We start from the raw sequence: 16021 nt of genomic DNA, 5'->3' as shown, positions 1-16021 counted from the left end.
CATCGATGCCCGGGTCATTTGGTCCCCCAGGCCTTGGGCCTTTTGAAGAGTTCGTCCAGATATCCGAGAACGCTGGCCGGCTGAAGAATCAGGCTGTAGAGCAGCACGTAGATGAAGAAGCCCTGGAAATTCTTTCGCACGACGAGCCCGGTTTGCTTGAACATCCGGCGCTCGATGGAAAACATCAGCAGGCTCAATGCGAATGCGGCCGGTATGAGCGCAAGGGTCATCGGGCCGACGATCCAGAAATAGCCGAAGAGCGCGAGCACCAGCCCCGGAATGAATCCGATGGTGTAGGCCAGGTCGAGCCATGGGAAAAGCAGGTTCCAGTAAATGAAGAAGGTCGAAAGCCGGGGCTGCAGAAGAATGCCCGGGTGCTTGGCGAAGGCCTCGGTCATGCCGCGCGCCCAGCGCTGGCGCTGCTTCACCAGTTGGCGGATGCTGGTGGGCACGTTGGTGAAGAGGCAGGCGTCCTCGCAATGGCCGATGCGGTAGCCGGCCTTCAGCAGGGCCCAGGTGAGCACGATGTCTTCACCCACGCATTCGGGCCAGCCGCCGACCTCTTCGAGCGCGTCGCGGTCGTAGAGGGAGAACGCGCCCTGCGCCACCAGCGTGCCCTGGAAGAGCGACTGCACGCGCTTGATGGCCGCAATGCCGTGGAAGTAGTCCCACTCCTGGCAGCGGGTGATCCAGTTGTAGCGCGAGTTGCGCACCAGGATTTTTCCGGCCACGGCGCGCGTGTTGGGCGGGTCGGAGTGGTAGCGCTCGACGATGCTGGTGAGCGCGCCCTTGTACAGGAATGAATCGGCATCGACCGTGATGACGATGTCGTGCCGCACCTGCTTGAAGCCGATATTCAGGGCGCGCGCCTTGCCGCCGTTCTGCTTGAGGTCGACAAAAGTGATCCACGGATACCGGGCGCAGGCTCCCTCGACCACGGTGGCGGTGCCGTCTTTCGAGCCGTCGTTGATCACGAGGACCTGCAATTCGCCGGGGTAGTTTTGCCGCTCGATGCTGACGAGGGTTTCCTCGATGGAGGCTTCCTCGTTGTACGCGGCAATCAGGATGGATATCGGGGGATAGACGGAGAGCGCGGTACGCGGCGGCCTTTTGTCCAGAAGCAGGCTGATGGCCAGAAATGCATTCATGAACCCCGGAACGATGGCAATTCCATAAACCAGGAAAACTGCCAGCACGATGCCGACATGGGTGGTCAGCTCGGTCAGCCAGGCCTGCGCAGCCCAGATCGAAAAGGCAACCCACGCCACGGAGCCAATCAACGCTATAAGAAACTTACCTGACACGGGCAGGTAAATCATCGAATGCTGTGTCTTTTGGCTGCTCTCGTTCATATCGCCTTTTGACAGTTCCGCGAAATGTAATCTTCCGCGAAGGCGGTGAATAGTCTCGTTACCCCCTCAAGCCATTTTTGCAACAGTCGCGCATCGGTGCGCGCGAGCGCTATTTACGAGGGGTCGTAGCCAGGCGCCGAATTGATTTCGTTCGGCTTGTAGATCTTGTGCTGCGCCATGCCGGTGCCGGCATCTGTTACCACCAGCAGGCGCCACAGCGGCTCGCGCTTGGAGCAGTCGCTTTCTTCCTTGCCGAGCTTGAAGCTGGGCACGCCGGGCGCGGTGCCCTTGACGGTCACGCGCAGCAGGGTCTGGCCCTTGGCGTTGGACACTTCGAGGTCGAAGCCCTTGCCGGTCATGTTCTCGGCCTTGTAGCCGTAGCCGGTGAAGTGCTTGACGACGTATTCGAGGGCGGCGGCCTGCACGGCTTCGGGCGTGGCCTTTTCGTCGTCGGCGGCCTTGGCGGCGGCGGAGAGTTTCTGCGGAATGTTGCCGCGCTCCCTGGCGGCCTGCACTTCGGCTTCGCTCGGCGCCCAGCCGCGCGGGCCGCGCACGAGCACGGCGAGTTTCTGTTCGGGCTCCCAGCTGGCCACGTGCCATTCGTCGTCGTCGCGCACGCGGGTGGACACCTTGGCGTCCTTGTTGCTCTCGACTTCGAGAATGGCGATGCGGTTGGTCTGCACCACGGCGCGAAAGCCGTTGCCGGCGTCGTAGCTGCGCTTGAGCAGCGCGAGCCTGTCTTTTGCGCGCTGCAGCTGCTGGGCGTTGCGCTCGCCGCCGCCGGCGCGGTGGTGGGCGTCGAGCGATTCAAGGTAGAACCAGCGCCCACTGGCCGACACGTTGACCCATTCGGCCCAGATGGTGGCGATGACGTTGTCACCGGTGGCCAGCCACGCGTGCTCGAATGGTTTGTCGCGCGCGTCGAACACACCCATCTTGGCGACGATCTCGACCGGCGTGAGCCGTGGGCCCTTGAGCCGCATCTCGTCGATCACAGTGAGTACGCGGGGGTCGACTTCCTTGTCCATTCAGTGGAATTCTGCTGAGTTTGAGGGGGTGGGGAGTATGCCGCATCGCCCGGCGCCGACGCCCGTGCGCAGGCAATCGTATGGCACGATCAAAGGATGAACGAGCCCTCACGCCGCATACCGTATCGCACCTGGCCTGGGGCGCTGGCGGTGCTCCTCGCCATTGCCGCCTACGTGGGCGGCCTCACCTGGTGGGACCGCCACACGCCGGGCAACCGGCCGCTGCAGCCGGGCGAAACGGTCGAGGCAGGCCAGGCCAGGTTCGTGCCGGCCGAGGGTTGGGAGATGGACGTTTCGCGCTCCAAGGCGGGCCAGTCGCTGATGCTCTTCAAGGGCGGCCACAAGTTCCTGGTGACGACCTTCCCATGGGCGGGCGGGCCCGATGGCCCTCTCGTGCGCCAGCAGCGGCTGATGGAGCGCGGCCAGCGCCTGCAGATCGACGGCGACGTGTCGGACTTCATCACCTCCTGGGGCCTGCAGGGCAAGACTTTCGCGTACTACGGCTCGAAGCTGGCGGGCCGGTTCTGGCAGGTGGTCGACGTGCGGCGCAAGTCGCTGGTGCAGATCGACTTCTGGGGCTCCAGCGACGGCATGGACGACGCGCTGCAGGAGGCGCGCTCGATGCTCGACTCGATGGACCTGGAGGCGCCGCAATGAACATGCCGGTGTTCGACCAGGGCGACCAAAGCGGCCAGGGCAGCCAGCAGGTGACCGAGGTGGCCGGCTGGCCCGTCGGCACCGACTCCTTCTTCCAGCCCCGGCGCGTGGCCTTCTGGGTGCTGGCGGCGCTGATATTGAACGGGCTGTTCTACACGGTCTACATGTTCTCGCTGGGGGTGCGGGTGGTGCCCGTTACCGCCCTCCTGGGGCTGACGGTGTGGGGCATCTACACGATGCTCTTCGTGCAGGCCTTCCGCACGCTCGACCTGCTGGAGCAGCACCCGACGGAGGCCTACGTGCTGGCCTTCGCATGGGGCGGCATGGGCGCCGTGTACTTCGCGGCGCCGGCCAACGTCGCGATCCAGAGCCTGTGCGCCAAGCTGATTTCGCCGGAGTTCGTCGCCACATGGGGGCCGGCCATTGCGGGGCCGGTGACGGAAGAGTTTTTGAAGCTCGCGGGCGTCGTCCTGCTGGTGCTGGTGGCGCGCAACCAGTTCCAGACGTATCTGTCGGTGCTGATCGTCGGTGCGATGGTGGGGCTGGGCTTCCAGGTGGTCGAGAACCTGAGCTACACGGTCAAGTCGGCGGTGCACTTTCCGCTGGAGAACCAGGTCTATCCGGTGCTTCTGAACCTGTTCACGCGCGGGCTGCTGAGCGGGCTGTGGAGCCACGCAGCCTACACGGCGATCGCGTCTTTCGGCGTCGCCTGGTTCCTGCTGCATCCGCAGCGGCCGATGGTGGTGCGCGTCGCGGTCGCGGTGCTGTGCTTCGTGCTCGCGTGGGCGATGCACTTCATCTGGAATTCGCCCTTCCTCGAAGACCTGTTCGACGGCGGCTATGGAGAGATGGCGGTGATGCTGGTCATCAAGGGCCTGCCCGCGATCATCGTGGCCGCCCTCTTCTGGCATGTTGCCGCGCGCGAGAACGGCACCTACCTGCATGCGCTGGCGGCCTGGTTCGTGCCCGAGCGCGACCTGATCCAGGACGACGAATGGGTGCGGCTGGGCGCGCCCATGCAGCGCTACAGGGTGCGCCGCGAAATGGGCTGGACCTACGGCTGGCGCGCAAGACGCCTGAAGACGCACCTGCAGCGCGAGCAGCTGCGGCTGATCCGCAAGGCCGCCACCTACGGGCGCGGGCCGCAGACGCTGAAGCACGAAACGGCGGTGAGGCGGCTGCGGGCCAAGCTCGACCCGATCATCGCGGCAGGAATCACGGCAAAGACCTGAGGCGTTGGTTTCTCGCGATGACGGGCAATTCCTGCCCCGAATTGTTAAAAAAGATTGCTAAAGTCGTACGCGTCATGCGACGACAACAACAAGAAATGCTTGGACTGCGCCTGCTGGCGCTGCTGGTGCTCCTCTTGCTGGGCACCGGCTGGAGCTTCCCCGCCAGGGCCGTCACGCTCGTCGAACAGGCTCAGCTCACGCTGACGCTGCATGGCAAACACCCCACGGACCAGCCGCCCGAGCCGCACGCGGTGCAGCTGCCCTACAACTGGGACCAGCGGCAGGGCGCAGTCGATGGCGAGGCGGCTTTCGCGTTCGACGTTCCCGTCAACGATCCGAGCGTGCCGCACGCGCTGTTCGTGCCGCGCATCGGCAACAGCTTCAGGGTGCTGGTCGATGGACGGGAGTTGGCGCGATTCGGCACCTTTCCGCCGGGGCCGTACGACGATGCCTCGTTCACGCCGCAGTACTTCGCGCTGCCGGATTCATCGGCCCCGGTGCGGCGCGTGGAGATCGTCGTCGCCGCGCAGGCCGCACGCCAGGGCGGGCTCTCGCCAGTGGTGGCGGGCACCGAGGCGGAGATCCGGCCGCTGTACGAAGACGCGCTCTTCTGGCAGATCAGCGGCGGGCGCTTCATCGCCATCGTGAGCGGCGTGCTCGGGGCGCTGTCGCTGCTGGTGTGGCTGCGGCAACGCGAGTCGCTGTACCTCTACTACGGCCTGGGCGAGCTGCTCTGGTCGGTGCAGACGGCGCGGGTGCTCTTCACCCATGCACCGCTGCCGTGGCCCTGGTGGGGCGTGGTGCCGCTGGCGGCCTTCCAGGCGGCGGTGCCGCTGCTGTGCCGCTTCGCGCTGTCGGTGGTGGGCAAGGGAGACTCGCGGCTTGCGCGCTTTCTCGGCCTGCTCGCGCTGCTGTCTCCGGTGACGGCCACGCTGGGCATCACGATGCCGCTGCTGTGGCTGATGCCGGCGTGGCAGATCCTCTTCTTCCTGTCCGGCCTGGCGATGGTGGTGGTTGTGCTGCGGGTGGCGGTGCGCAGCCCGGTGCTGGAGCACCGCGTGCTGGGCGTGGCGGTGGTGCTGGTGGTGCTGAGCGCCGCGCGCGACAACTGGGTGATGCGCACCTCGCCCGAGGCCTATGCGGTGGTGCCGTGGATCCGCTTCGCGTGGGTGGGCTTCGCCATCTCGCTGGCCTGGGTGATCGCCGAGCGCATGCGCAAGGACGTGCGCGCCGTGGCGCAGATGAATGCATCGCTCGAAGCCGAGCTGGCCGAGCGCAACGCGGCGCTCGAAGCCGTCTTCGCGCGCGAACGCGAAGGCGAGAAGGCACGCGGCGCGCTGGAAGAACGCCAGCGTCTCACGCAGGACCTGCACGACGGCCTCGGCGGCCAGCTGGTCGGCCTGCTGCAGATGGCCCAGCAGCCCGGCGCCGCCATGAACGACGTGGCGCTGCACCTGCGCGACGCGGTCGACCAGCTCAAGCTCACGGTGGACGCCATGCACGGCTGCGAAGGCGACGTGGCCTCCGCGCTCGGCAGCGTGCGCTACCGCCTCGGCCCTCGCCTGCAGGCTGCCGGCATCGAGCTGCGATGGGACGTCGGTTCCCTGCCCACGATGACGGGCTGGACCGCACGCGAATCGCACCAGCTGCAGATGCTGCTGTTCGAAGCCTTCGGAAACCTGATGGCGCATGCGCAGGCGACGCAGGCCGGCCTTGGCGCGAGGCTGCTGGAAGGCTCCGGGGAACGCGCCATCGAGATCGAACTGCAGGACAACGGCCGCGGCTTCGACACGCAAGCGGCGTTCGCCGGCAAGGGCCTCGCGAACATGCGCACGCGCGCCGCTGCGCTGGGAGGCGCGCTCACCGTGCGCTCGCAGCCCGGCGAAACCAGCCTGCTGCTGCGCCTGCCGGTACCGGCGGCATCGACGACGCCGGGCGAACCCGGGCGGGAAACGGGCCGGCCGCCGCTTCAGCCGGCAAACGGCACGCTGCGATAGGGACTGCGCGCGTCGCTCAGCAGCAGGCGGTTGGTGCGCAGCAGGTGCTCTTCGCGCGCATCGGAATACTTCCAGATCAGACCGCCTGCGATGTAGGCAGCGCTCACCTGCGGCCAGCTGCCGTACGCCTCGCGCACCTGACTGGCGAGCCCGCCGGCAAAGCCCGCGAACTCCGCGCGCTCGATATAGCCGAGCTGGACCGCCCAGCGCGACAGGCTGGCCAGACGCACGGCGTCCCACGCGACCAGGCTGGATATGTCGGCGGGCGAGGCCTTGAAGTGCTTGCGCAACTCGTCCACCCAGCTGCGGCTGCCCGCCATCAACTGGGCCAGGTCCGCCATCGGCTTGCCGCTCTGCGCCGAGAGCTCGCGGTAGTCCAGGCTCTTGCGCGCCTTGATCTGGAAGAACGAGGGGAAGAAGGCGTCCATCGCCATGCGCAGGACCGCTGGCGTTTCCTGCGTTGCCGTGTCGATCGCGGCAATGGCGTTCCACAGGGACCGGTAGGCCGATCGCTGCCCTTCCTCGACGAGCCATCGGGCGGTCTGCTCGAAGCTGGCACGGTCGTGCACGCTCCACACGTCGGCGATGCCTTCGCGCAGCACGTCGTTGTCCTTGCCGGTGGCCACCGCGTTCACGAAGTCGCCGTTGAAGGCAGACAAAGGCGCGCTGAGCGTGACCAGCCATTGATCCTGGCCCGAGAGCGCCTCGGCGGCGTCGAAGTGAAGCTTGTCGTTGTCCATCATCGCGTGGCCGAGCGTGTCCATCATCCCCATTGAAACTCCCTGTGTTCGAAGCGCCCATGCATCCGGCGGATGCCAGGCAGGTTGACAAATGGTGGGGCCGCACGCGCGGCGAACTGGCGCCGGATTGGCGTGGCAGGCACGCCGCAGCCCCGAGGAAGGGCAGATGTTAACCAGAACGGACGTCCGGACATCCGATGAATTCGGGCCTTGGCCAGGAAGAGGCACGCCCTTCGTCCCGGGTATCGATTTGACTAAATTTTAGATATATCTAAAATAATTCAGACATACCTCAAGAAGGATCCCCACCATGAGACATTTCCACTTCGGCCATGGCCATCACCACTGCCACATCGCCCGCGGCGAGCACGACGACGGCCTTTCCGGCGGGGGCCGCGGTCATCGCGGCGGACGTGGCGGCGGCGGGCGCGTGTTCGGCCATGGCGGCCTGCGCTTCGTGCTGCTGCAGCTCATCGCCGACAAGCCCTCGCATGGCTACGAACTCATCAAGGCCATCGAAGAGCGCCTCGGCGGCAGCTACGCGCCCAGCCCCGGCGTGGTCTACCCCACGCTCACGCTGCTCGAGGAGATGGGCTATCTCAGCGTAGACACCGCCGACGGCAGCGGCCGCAAGAGCTACAGCATCACTGACGGCGGCCGCGAATTCCTCGCGGCCAACCGCGAGATGGCCGACGCCATGATGGCCCGCATGAGCGGCGGCGTAGACGGCGCCGGCCCGCGCGGCGGACGCCCGCCGCAGGTCACGCGCGCCATCGAGAACCTCAAGCTCGCGATGCGCATGCGCCTGACGGGCGCGCCGCTGACCGATCAACAGGCGCACGAATTTGCCGCGGTGCTCGACGCCGCGGCCCAGCAGATCGAAAGGATCTGAGGGGCCGAGGGCAACCCGAATCCCAACCAACCCTGTCTCGCAACAGGATTTCCGCAATGACTGACTTCAGTACATCACCAGCGTCCACGGCACCCATCGTGCCGGACCGCACGCCCCGCCGGGTGCGCCACGAGCTGCGCTTTCGCCGGCTCGCGGTGAAGACCGTGCAGCGCGTGACGCCGCACCTGATCCGCGTCACGCTCGCCGGCGACGACCTCGCGGGCTTCTACAGCCCGGGCTTCGACGACCACGTGAAGCTGTTCTTTCCCGATCCCGCCACCGGCAAGCTGAGCCTGCCCACCATGGGCCCCGAAGGTCCGGTGTGGCCCGAAGGCCGCCCAACCATGCGCGACTACACGCCGCGCAACCACGACGCGAAGGCCGGCACGCTCGAGATCGACTTCGCGCTGCACGAGGCCGGTCCGGCCACGCAATGGGCCGAGCAGGCGAAACCCGGCGACATCCTCGGCGTGGGCGGCCCGCGCGGTTCGTTCATCGTGCCGACCGAATTCGACTGGCACCTGCTGATCGGCGACGACACCGCCCTGCCCGCGATCTCGCGGCGCCTCGCCGAACTGCCCGCCGGCTCGCGCGCGGTGGTGCTGGCGGAAGTCGACAGCGAAGCCGACGAGATCGCGTTCGACACGCAGGCCGAGCTCACCCTGAAATGGGCGCACCGCCGAGGCACCGAGCCCGGCCTGAGCCCCGTGCTTGTCGACACGCTGAAGGCCATGCAGCTGCCTGCCGGCGACTTCCACGCGTGGGTGGGCTGCGAATCGGCCATCGCCAAGGCGCTGCGCTCGCACCTGGTGGGCGAGCGCGGCGCGAACCCGAAATGGACGCGGGCCTCGGGCTACTGGCGCCGCGGTGCGGTGGCCACGCACGATTCGCACGACGAGTGAGTGGGCTTGCTCCTTCCCCCCGCTGGGGGAGGGAGAAATGTCGGGGTCAGTGCGGCACTTCAGCCGGGCCTGAAGCCGCAGCGCTGCGCCTCGGGCTGCGTATCAGCAACAGCAGCGGAATCGCCAGCACCGTGATGATCATCATGATGGCGAAGTCGTCGAGGTAGCCGATCAGCGCGCCCTGCCGCGTCACCTCGGCGTTGAGCAGCGCAAGCCCCGTGGCGGTGTCGGGTGACATCGTCTGCGGCAGGGTCGCGAGCGCCGCGTTGCCCGGCGCCACGGTCGAGGCGATCTGCGCATGCGCCCTGCTCGAGCCTTCGGTCAGCAGCGCCTGCACGATCGAGATGCCCACGCTGCTGCCGATGTTGCGCAGCAGGCTGAAGATGGGCGTGCCCTGGTTGCGCAGCCTCGGCGCCAGCGTGGCGAAGGTGGCGGTGGAAAGCGGCACGAAGGTGAAGCCGATGCCCAGCCCCTGGATGAAGCCCGAGACCACGATGAGCGTGCTGTCCATCTGCAGCGTGAGCCGCGTCATCTGGTAAAGCGAGAAGGCCGTGAGGCCGAAGCCCAGCGCCATGATCGCGCGCACGTCGATGCGCTGCACCAGCCGCCCGACGATGATCATCGCGATCATCGTTCCCACGCCGCGCGGCGCGGTCACCTCGCCGGTGTAGATCACCGGGTAGCCCATCAGCCCCTGCAGGAAGTTGGGCAGCAAGGCCATGGTCGCGAACAGGATCATGCCGACGATGAACGCGAACAGCAGGCCGGTGACGAAGTTGCGGTCCTTCAGCAGGTCGCGGTCGAAGAAGGAGACGCCCTGCACCATCCAGGTGTGGACCACGAAGAAGCAGAAGGCCACCAGCGCGGCCGCGGCTTCGAGCTTGATCTCCCACGACTCGAACCAGTCGAGCTGCTCGCCGCGGTCCAGGAACAGCTGCAGCATGCCGATGGCGATGCTCAGCGTGACGAAGCCGAAGATGTCCAGCCGCTCGCCCTGCGGCCGGCTCTCGGGCAGGTAGCGCGCGATGCCCCAGAAGGCGAACACGCCCACCGGCAGGTTGATGAAGAACACCCAGCGCCAGTCGAAGTTCTCGGTGAGCCAGCCGCCCAGCAGCGGCCCGAGGATGGGCCCGACCATGATGCCCGCGCCCCAGATGGCCATGGCCTGGCCGACCTTCTCGCGCGGGTTGATGTCCAGCAGCACCGCCTGCGACAGCGGCACCAGCGCCGCGCCGAAGATGCCCTGCAGCAGCCGCGCGGCCACGATACCCACCAGCGAGGTCGCCAGCCCGCACAGCGCCGAGGCCACGGTGAAGCCGATCACCGAGATGATGAAGACGAGCCTGCGCCCCCAGTGCCCACACAGCCAGCCCGTGAGCGGCAGCGCGATGGCCGAGGCCACGATGTACGAGGTGAGCACCCAGGTGATCTGGTCCTGCGAGGCCTGCAGGCTGCCCTGCATGTGCGGCAGCGCCACGTTGGCGATGGTGGTGTCCAGCGCCTGCATGATGGTCGCCAGCATGATCGAGATGGTGATCATGCCGCGGTGCGGCACGGTGGTTCCCGGCGCGACGCTCATGACGACTTGCGGCCGGCCGGTGAAGCGATCTCAACGAGGCTGCCATGCACCCGGGCGAGCAGGACCAGCAGCTGGGCGCGCTCGGCCTGCGACAGCACCGACATCACGCGGGCGTTGAGCCCGTCGCTGATGCTCAGGGCGCTGTCGAGCGCCTTCTCGGCGCTGGGCTCCAGGTGGATCCTGTTGACGCGGCGGTCGGTGGGGCTGGGCTCGCGGCGTATCCAGCCGGCGGCCGCCATGCGGTCGCACAGGCCGGCCACGGCCATGGGGGTGAGGTCGAGCCGCTGCGCCAGTTCGGCCTGCGAGAGCGGCTCTTCTTCGTCGCCGTGCATCGCCAGCGCGCCCAGCAGCCGGCACTGCGCGCTGGTGAGCCCGATGCGCTCGCGCGCGAGGCGGTCGAACTCCTCGCTGTAGAGCTTGCCCACGCTCTTGACGAGGAAGCCGAAGCGCTGCGTGAAGTCCCTTTTCATAAGGGACTTGATTGTCTACATGTTTATTAGTTGAGCATTAGCAACAAGGGCGTCCGAGGCTCTTGGGACTCTCTAGAGCCAACCTGCCCGCCTGAACCGGTAGTAGAGATAGCCACAGGTGCTCACGATGAGCCCCAGCGCGATGCCATAGCCGTAGCGGAATTTCAGCTCCGGCATGTTCTCGAAGTTCATGCCCCAGATGCCGGCGAAGGCGGTGCACACCGCGAAGATGCTGGCCCAGGCCGCGAGGCGCTTGGTGACCTCGCTCTCCTCGATGGTGACCATCGACAGGTTCACCTGGATCGCCGTGGCGATGGTGTCGCGCATCGCGTCGATCGACGCGTTGATGCGCGCCAGGTGGTCGCCCACGTCGCGGAAGTATTCCTGCGAGCTCATGCAGATCTGCGGCACGCGCCCGCCGTGCATCTTGCCGGCCGCCTCCACCAGCGGCGCCACCGCGCGCTTGAGGACCATGCTGCGCCGCTTCAGGTCGTAGAGCTGCTTGATCTTGTCGCGCGCCGCGCCGCCCTGGCCGAAAATCTGCTGCTCGATGGACTCCAGCTCCACTTCCAGCGCGTCGATCACCGGGAAGTAGCGGTCGACCACCGCGTCCATCAGCGCGTACAGCACGAAGCCGGCGCCGTGGCGCAGCAACTCCGGCTCGCGCTCGCAGCGCTCGCGCACGCCCAGGAAGCCCTGCTTGCTGCGGTTGCGCACCGACAGCACGTAGTTGGCGCCGACGAAGACGTCGACCTCGCCCACGTTCATGCAGTGCTCGCCCTCCTCCGAGGGCTCCACCAGGTGCATGACGACGAAGAGCGAGTCGCCGTACTCCTCCATCTTCGGGCGCTGGTGGCCGTGGTGGGCGTCTTCCACCGCCAGCGGATGCAGGCCGAACTCCTTCTGCATCTCGCGCAGTTCCTCGTCGGAGGCATCGCTCAGCGCCACCCAGACGAAGCAGCCGGGCCGGCTGATGTATTCGCTGATGTCCTCGACCGATATGTCGGCGAGCTTGGAGCCGTTTTCGTAGGCGACGCAGTTGATCAGCATCGATGCCCTCGCAGTTCACGTTGGTGGAAGCCTTCGATGGTGCCACGGGCCTCCCGCTGCCGCCGGTGGGGCTGTCGCCGGGGCTTCGGCCGGCTCGGCTAGAGTTCGCCATGGTCCGGCCGGCGCGAGACCGGTGAACGCAGTCCAGCGGCGCAGCGCAGACGCCGCAACGCACAAGATGGGGAAAAGGGAGGAAGTCGATGAGAAAAAGCTTGTTCGAGGAGTCGCTCAAGTGAAGCGGGACGTTCGCCTTGCGAAGACCCTGCTCGCGGCCGTCATGATCTCGGTGTCGGCAGCCACCGGCTGGCAGCTCTGGACATCGCGCGAACAGACGCTGGCCGCAGCCGACACCAACAACCTCAACCTTGCCCAGGCGCTGAACATCTACGCCGAAGGCATCTTCACCCAGAGCGACATGCTGCTGCAGGGCGTGACCGAGACGCTGAAGGCCGACGGTCACCCGCACGCGCACCTGCAGCGGGTGCAGTCGCTGGTCGAGCGGCAGAAGCGCCTGCTCGACCCGCTCGACGGCGTCGCCGTCCTCGATGCCAGGGGCGACTGGCTGATCTACTCCAAGGGACAGGTTCCGCCGGGCACCAACAGCGCCCATCGGCCCTACTTCGTGCATCACCGCGACACGCGCTCCAACGATGTCCTCATCAGCCCGCCGCTTCGCAATCCGTTCACCGGCGAATGGGGTATCACGGTCAGCCGACGCCTCGAGGACGACAAGGGCCGGTTCGCGGGCGTCGTCGTCATCGGCCTGGGCCTGCAGAACTTCCTGCGCGCATTCGGAACCATCGCCCTGCCCGACACCGGCACCATCGGCCTGAGCACCAACACGGGGCAGATGCTGGTGCTCTACCCCTACCGCGAGAAGTACGTCGGCCTCGACTTCTCGAAGTCGGTCAATTTCCAGCGCCACTTCTCGGGCACTTCGGGTACCGCATCGTTCCGCTCCAGCGTGGATGGAACGAAGCGGCTCTACGCCTTCCGCAAGAGCGACCGCTACCCGGTGCTGACCACCGTGGCGGTGGGCCGCGACCAGGCGCTGCAGGCCTGGAGGCACCAGGCGCTGCTGACGCTCGCCGTGGTCAGCGCCCTGCTGACCGCGGTGGCGGCGGTGGGCTGGAAGCTGATCATCAACATCGGGCGGCGGATCAGGGCCGAGGCTTCGCTGATGGCCGCGCGCGAGGACCTGCTGCAGGCCAACCGCCGGCTGGAGATCTTGGCGACGCAGGACCCGCTCACCGGCCTGGCCAACCGCCGCAGCTTCGACGAAGTGCTGGCGCAGGAATCCCGCCGCGCGGCCAGGGAAGGCACGGCCCTGTCGCTGCTGCTGCTGGACCTGGACTACTTCAAGAGCTTCAACGATGCCTATGGCCACGTCGCCGGCGACCAGTGCCTGAGGGCCGTCGCGATGGCGCTCAGGCGCAGCATCAGGCGCCCGGGCGACCTGGTCGCGCGCTACGGCGGAGAGGAGCTGGCGATCGTGCTGCCCAGCACCGGCCTGCAGGGCGCCCGCAAGGTCGCGGAACTCATGCTCGAACAGGTGCGCGCGCTCGGCATCACCCACAGCGAGAGCCCGCATGGGCAGGTCACCGTCAGCATCGGAGTGGCGACCCTGCAGGACCCGCAGTCGCACGCGCCGGAGCAGCGGCTCGTCGAGGCGGCGGACGCCGCGCTCTACAAGGCCAAGCAGGGTGGACGCAACTGCTGGGTCAGCCAGGAGGAATGGGTGGCGGGCTGAGCCTCATGCGGCTCTGAAGCAGACGGGCCCGGCGGAATCAGCGCAGCATGCGGCGGGTGGCGCGCTGCCCCAGCCAGCGCGCCAGTTCCACGAGCAGCGGCGTCATCACGGCCCAGCCGGCACCCAGCACCAGCATCGCCCGGCTGGGGTCGGGAAACTGGCCGGCCCCCATCCGCACCGCGGCCGCGTAAGACAAGGCACCGCCCACGCCGCCGATCACGGCCGAGAGCAGCCAGCGCCCGTGCAGCCAGCGCAGCGGCCCGCGCAGCGTGGTCGAGAACAGCGCCCACAGCCCCAGGATCCACGCGGGCGCCACGCCCGGCCAGGGCCCCGGCGAGGCATAGACCAGCACGCCGCCGCGCGCCATGCCGGTGTCCCATGCCAGGCCCAGCAGCACCGCGCACAGCGCCAGCAGCAGTTCGTCGCGGCGCGCATCGCTGAACCACAGGTTCAGCAGCACGGCGCCGATGCAGGCCGCCACGCCCCAGCCGGGCGCGCCGCGCGCGGCGCCCAGCACGCACGCGAACCAGGCGGCCTGGAAGACCACGAGGTTGAGAACGGTGGGGCCGTACTGGCGCAGCAGTGTCTTCATGCGGACCGGGCCTGTGCGGCGAAAGCTGCGGGGGTGATCCGGGCACGGCCCTGCGGCGTAGGGAAGTTGCGGGGCCGGCGACGTTCGGCCCGGGCCGCCGCATTTCCGGGAGTCACGATGCCAGCTTCGATCACGCCCGCCCCGATGCGGGAGAGCCGTTCATGACACCGCCGATCCGCCAATTGGTGCTGGTGCTGGGCGACCAGCTGGACGGCCGGGCCTCGGCCTTCGACGGCTTCGACCCCGCGCGCGACGGCATCTGGATGGCCGAGGTGCGCGAGGAGTCCACGCACGTCGCCTCCAGCCGAATCCGGATCGCCCTGTTCCTGTCCGCCATGCGCCACCATGCGCGGCTGCTGCGCGAGCGCGGCTGGCCGCTGCACTACGTGCGCCTGGACGATCCCGCGAACACCGGCAGCCTGGCCGGCGAACTGGCGCGTGCGATCCGGCTGCTGCGGCCCGGGCGGCTGGTGATGACCGCGCCGGGCGACTGGCGCGTGCTGCGCGCGCTGCGCCGCGCCGCCGCCGAGGCCGGACTCGCGCTGGAGCTGCGCGACGACCGCCACTTCTTCTGCACCGTGCGCGAGTTCGCCGAGCATGCCCGCGGCCGCCGCACCCTGCGCATGGAAAACTTCTACCGGCAGATGCGCCGCCAGCACCGCGTGCTGATGGAGGGCGAGGAAGGAACGCAAGGCTACGGGCCCACGGGAGGGCGCTGGAATTTCGATGCCGACAACCGCCAGCCCTTCGGCGCCGAGGGTCCGGGCATCGTGCCCGAGCCCGCCCGCTTCGAGCCCGACGCGATCACGCAGGAGGTGCTGGCGCTGGTGGCCCGGGAGTTCGAACGCCATCCGGGCGAGCTCGGTGGCTTCGCCTGGCCGGTGACGCGCGAGCAGGCGCTGCTGGCGCTGGAGCGCTTCGTCGACGAGCGGCTGCCCGGCTTCGGCCCCTGGCAGGACGCGATCTGGCCCGGCCAGCCCTGGCTGTGGCACGCCCACCTCTCGGCGGCGATGAACCTCAAGCTGATCGAGCCGCGCGAAGTGGTCGCGCGGGTGGAACGCGCCTGGCAGGAGGGCCGCGTTCCGCTGGCGAGCGCCGAAGGGTTCATCCGCCAGGTGCTGGGCTGGCGCGAATATGTGCGCGGCGTCTACTGGACCTCCATGCCCGGCCTCGTGGAGTCGAACGCGCTGGATGCGCGGGCGCCGCTGCCGGGCTTCTACTGGACCGGCGACACGCCGATGGCCTGCCTGTCGGATGCGATCCTGCAGACGCTGCGCCTGGGCTACGCCCACCACATCCAGCGCCTGATGATCACTGGCCTGTTCGCGCTGCTGCTCGGCGTGCGGCCGCGCGAGGTCCACGAGTGGTATCTCGCCATCTACGTCGATGCGGTGGAATGGGTGGAGCTGCCCAACACCGCGGGCATGAGCCAGTACGCGGACGGCGGCGTGATGACGAGCAAGCCCTACATCGCCAGCGGCAAGTACATCGAGCGCATGAGCGGCGGGCAGTACTGCGCCCAGTGCCGCTACCGGCCCGGCGTCAGCCAGGGGCCCGAGGCCTGCCCCTTCACGACGCTCTACTGGGACTTCCTGCTCAGGCACCGCGAGCGCTTCGCGAAGCACCAGCGCATCGGCGCGCAGGTGCGCAACCTCTCGCGGCTGTCCGGGCAGCAGGCCGAGGCGATCAGGGCGCAGGCCGCCGCGCTTCGCGACGCGCTCGAAAAGGCAGGCGGCTACACGCCCTGACACCGCGCTCGGCCGTCTGCCGCCGGCGCCCT

14 protein-coding genes are annotated in these 16021 nt (G+C 67.9%); 7 read left to right on the top strand and 7 right to left on the bottom strand.

What is annotated here, in order from left to right; genetic code table 11:
- Positions 1-14: 14 nt before the first annotated feature.
- Together ABL844_RS11270 and ABL844_RS11265 are read right to left on the bottom strand one after the other, a co-directional pair.
- Complete coding sequence (locus tag ABL844_RS11270; protein ID WP_418131299.1) at positions 15-1319, bottom strand: glycosyltransferase; 1305 nt, start codon at positions 1317-1319, stop codon at positions 15-17.
- Between the two features lie 146 nt (positions 1320-1465).
- Positions 1466-2380 (bottom strand): hypothetical protein, encoded by a 915-nt coding sequence (locus ABL844_RS11265; RefSeq protein ID WP_184636401.1) that lies wholly within the window; start codon positions 2378-2380, stop codon positions 1466-1468.
- Positions 2381-2476: 96 nt separating this feature from the next.
- Here ABL844_RS11265 and ABL844_RS11260 point away from each other — a divergent pair, with 96 nt between their 5' ends.
- The 3 genes from ABL844_RS11260 to ABL844_RS11250 all read left to right on the top strand — a co-directional run bounded on the left by ABL844_RS11260 (position 2477) and on the right by ABL844_RS11250 (position 6266).
- A complete protein-coding gene (locus ABL844_RS11260; protein ID WP_126024268.1) occupies positions 2477-3037 on the top strand; it encodes a hypothetical protein in 561 nt (186 codons plus the stop codon).
- Positions 3034-4269, top strand: a complete 1236-nt coding sequence (locus ABL844_RS11255; protein WP_418131298.1) for a PrsW family intramembrane metalloprotease — start codon at positions 3034-3036, stop codon at positions 4267-4269. The genes ABL844_RS11260 and ABL844_RS11255 overlap by 4 nt, the downstream gene beginning before the upstream one ends.
- A gap of 95 nt (positions 4270-4364) precedes the next feature.
- On the top strand, positions 4365-6266 hold the full coding sequence (locus ABL844_RS11250; RefSeq protein WP_418131297.1) for a hypothetical protein: 1902 nt from the start codon (positions 4365-4367) through the stop codon (positions 6264-6266).
- Here ABL844_RS11250 and ABL844_RS11245 read toward each other — a convergent pair.
- Positions 6239-7039, bottom strand: coding sequence for a DUF1266 domain-containing protein (locus tag ABL844_RS11245; RefSeq protein ID WP_418131296.1), 801 nt, complete (start codon positions 7037-7039; stop codon positions 6239-6241). The genes ABL844_RS11250 and ABL844_RS11245 overlap by 28 nt on opposite strands.
- 277 nt (positions 7040-7316) lie before the next feature.
- Between ABL844_RS11245 and ABL844_RS11240 the strand changes: the two genes are divergently transcribed.
- Both ABL844_RS11240 and ABL844_RS11235 read left to right on the top strand, forming a co-directional pair.
- Positions 7317-7898, top strand: coding sequence for a PadR family transcriptional regulator (locus tag ABL844_RS11240; protein ID WP_418131295.1), 582 nt, complete (start codon positions 7317-7319; stop codon positions 7896-7898).
- Positions 7899-7954: 56 nt separating this feature from the next.
- Positions 7955-8800 carry a siderophore-interacting protein gene (locus tag ABL844_RS11235; protein ID WP_418131294.1) on the top strand — a complete coding sequence of 282 codons (846 nt, stop codon included), beginning with the start codon at positions 7955-7957 and terminating at the stop codon, positions 8798-8800.
- Between the two features lie 46 nt (positions 8801-8846).
- Here the strand turns inward: ABL844_RS11235 and ABL844_RS11230 are convergent, their stop codons facing one another.
- The 3 genes from ABL844_RS11230 to ABL844_RS11220 all read right to left on the bottom strand — a co-directional run bounded on the left by ABL844_RS11230 (position 8847) and on the right by ABL844_RS11220 (position 11899).
- On the bottom strand, positions 8847-10379 hold the full coding sequence (locus ABL844_RS11230) for a DHA2 family efflux MFS transporter permease subunit (protein WP_418131293.1): 1533 nt from the start codon (positions 10377-10379) through the stop codon (positions 8847-8849).
- The gene (locus tag ABL844_RS11225) at positions 10376-10849 is read right to left on the bottom strand and encodes a MarR family winged helix-turn-helix transcriptional regulator (protein WP_126024261.1); all 474 of its coding nucleotides are present in this window, start codon (positions 10847-10849) and stop codon (positions 10376-10378) included. The genes ABL844_RS11230 and ABL844_RS11225 overlap by 4 nt, the downstream gene beginning before the upstream one ends.
- Before the next feature lie 72 nt (positions 10850-10921).
- Positions 10922-11899, bottom strand: coding sequence for a magnesium and cobalt transport protein CorA (locus ABL844_RS11220; RefSeq protein WP_418131292.1), 978 nt, complete (start codon positions 11897-11899; stop codon positions 10922-10924).
- A gap of 232 nt (positions 11900-12131) precedes the next feature.
- On the opposite strand from ABL844_RS11220, the gene ABL844_RS11215 reads away from it, so the two are divergent.
- Positions 12132-13649, top strand: a complete 1518-nt coding sequence (locus tag ABL844_RS11215; RefSeq protein WP_418131291.1) for a sensor domain-containing diguanylate cyclase — start codon at positions 12132-12134, stop codon at positions 13647-13649.
- 37 nt (positions 13650-13686) lie between these two features.
- Here the strand turns inward: ABL844_RS11215 and ABL844_RS11210 are convergent, their stop codons facing one another.
- On the bottom strand, positions 13687-14241 hold the full coding sequence (locus ABL844_RS11210) for a DUF2878 domain-containing protein (RefSeq protein WP_418131290.1): 555 nt from the start codon (positions 14239-14241) through the stop codon (positions 13687-13689).
- Between the two features lie 161 nt (positions 14242-14402).
- Here ABL844_RS11210 and ABL844_RS11205 point away from each other — a divergent pair, with 161 nt between their 5' ends.
- Positions 14403-15989 carry a cryptochrome/photolyase family protein gene (locus tag ABL844_RS11205; protein ID WP_418131289.1) on the top strand — a complete coding sequence of 529 codons (1587 nt, stop codon included), beginning with the start codon at positions 14403-14405 and terminating at the stop codon, positions 15987-15989.
- The last annotated feature ends 32 nt before the right edge of the window (positions 15990-16021 follow it).

The sequence above is a fragment of the Variovorax sp. 278MFTsu5.1 genome (genome assembly GCF_048305045.1).
GTDB classification, from domain to species: domain Bacteria; phylum Pseudomonadota; class Gammaproteobacteria; order Burkholderiales; family Burkholderiaceae_C; genus Variovorax; species Variovorax guangxiensis.
This window is presented reverse-complemented; position numbering and strand designations above follow the sequence as displayed.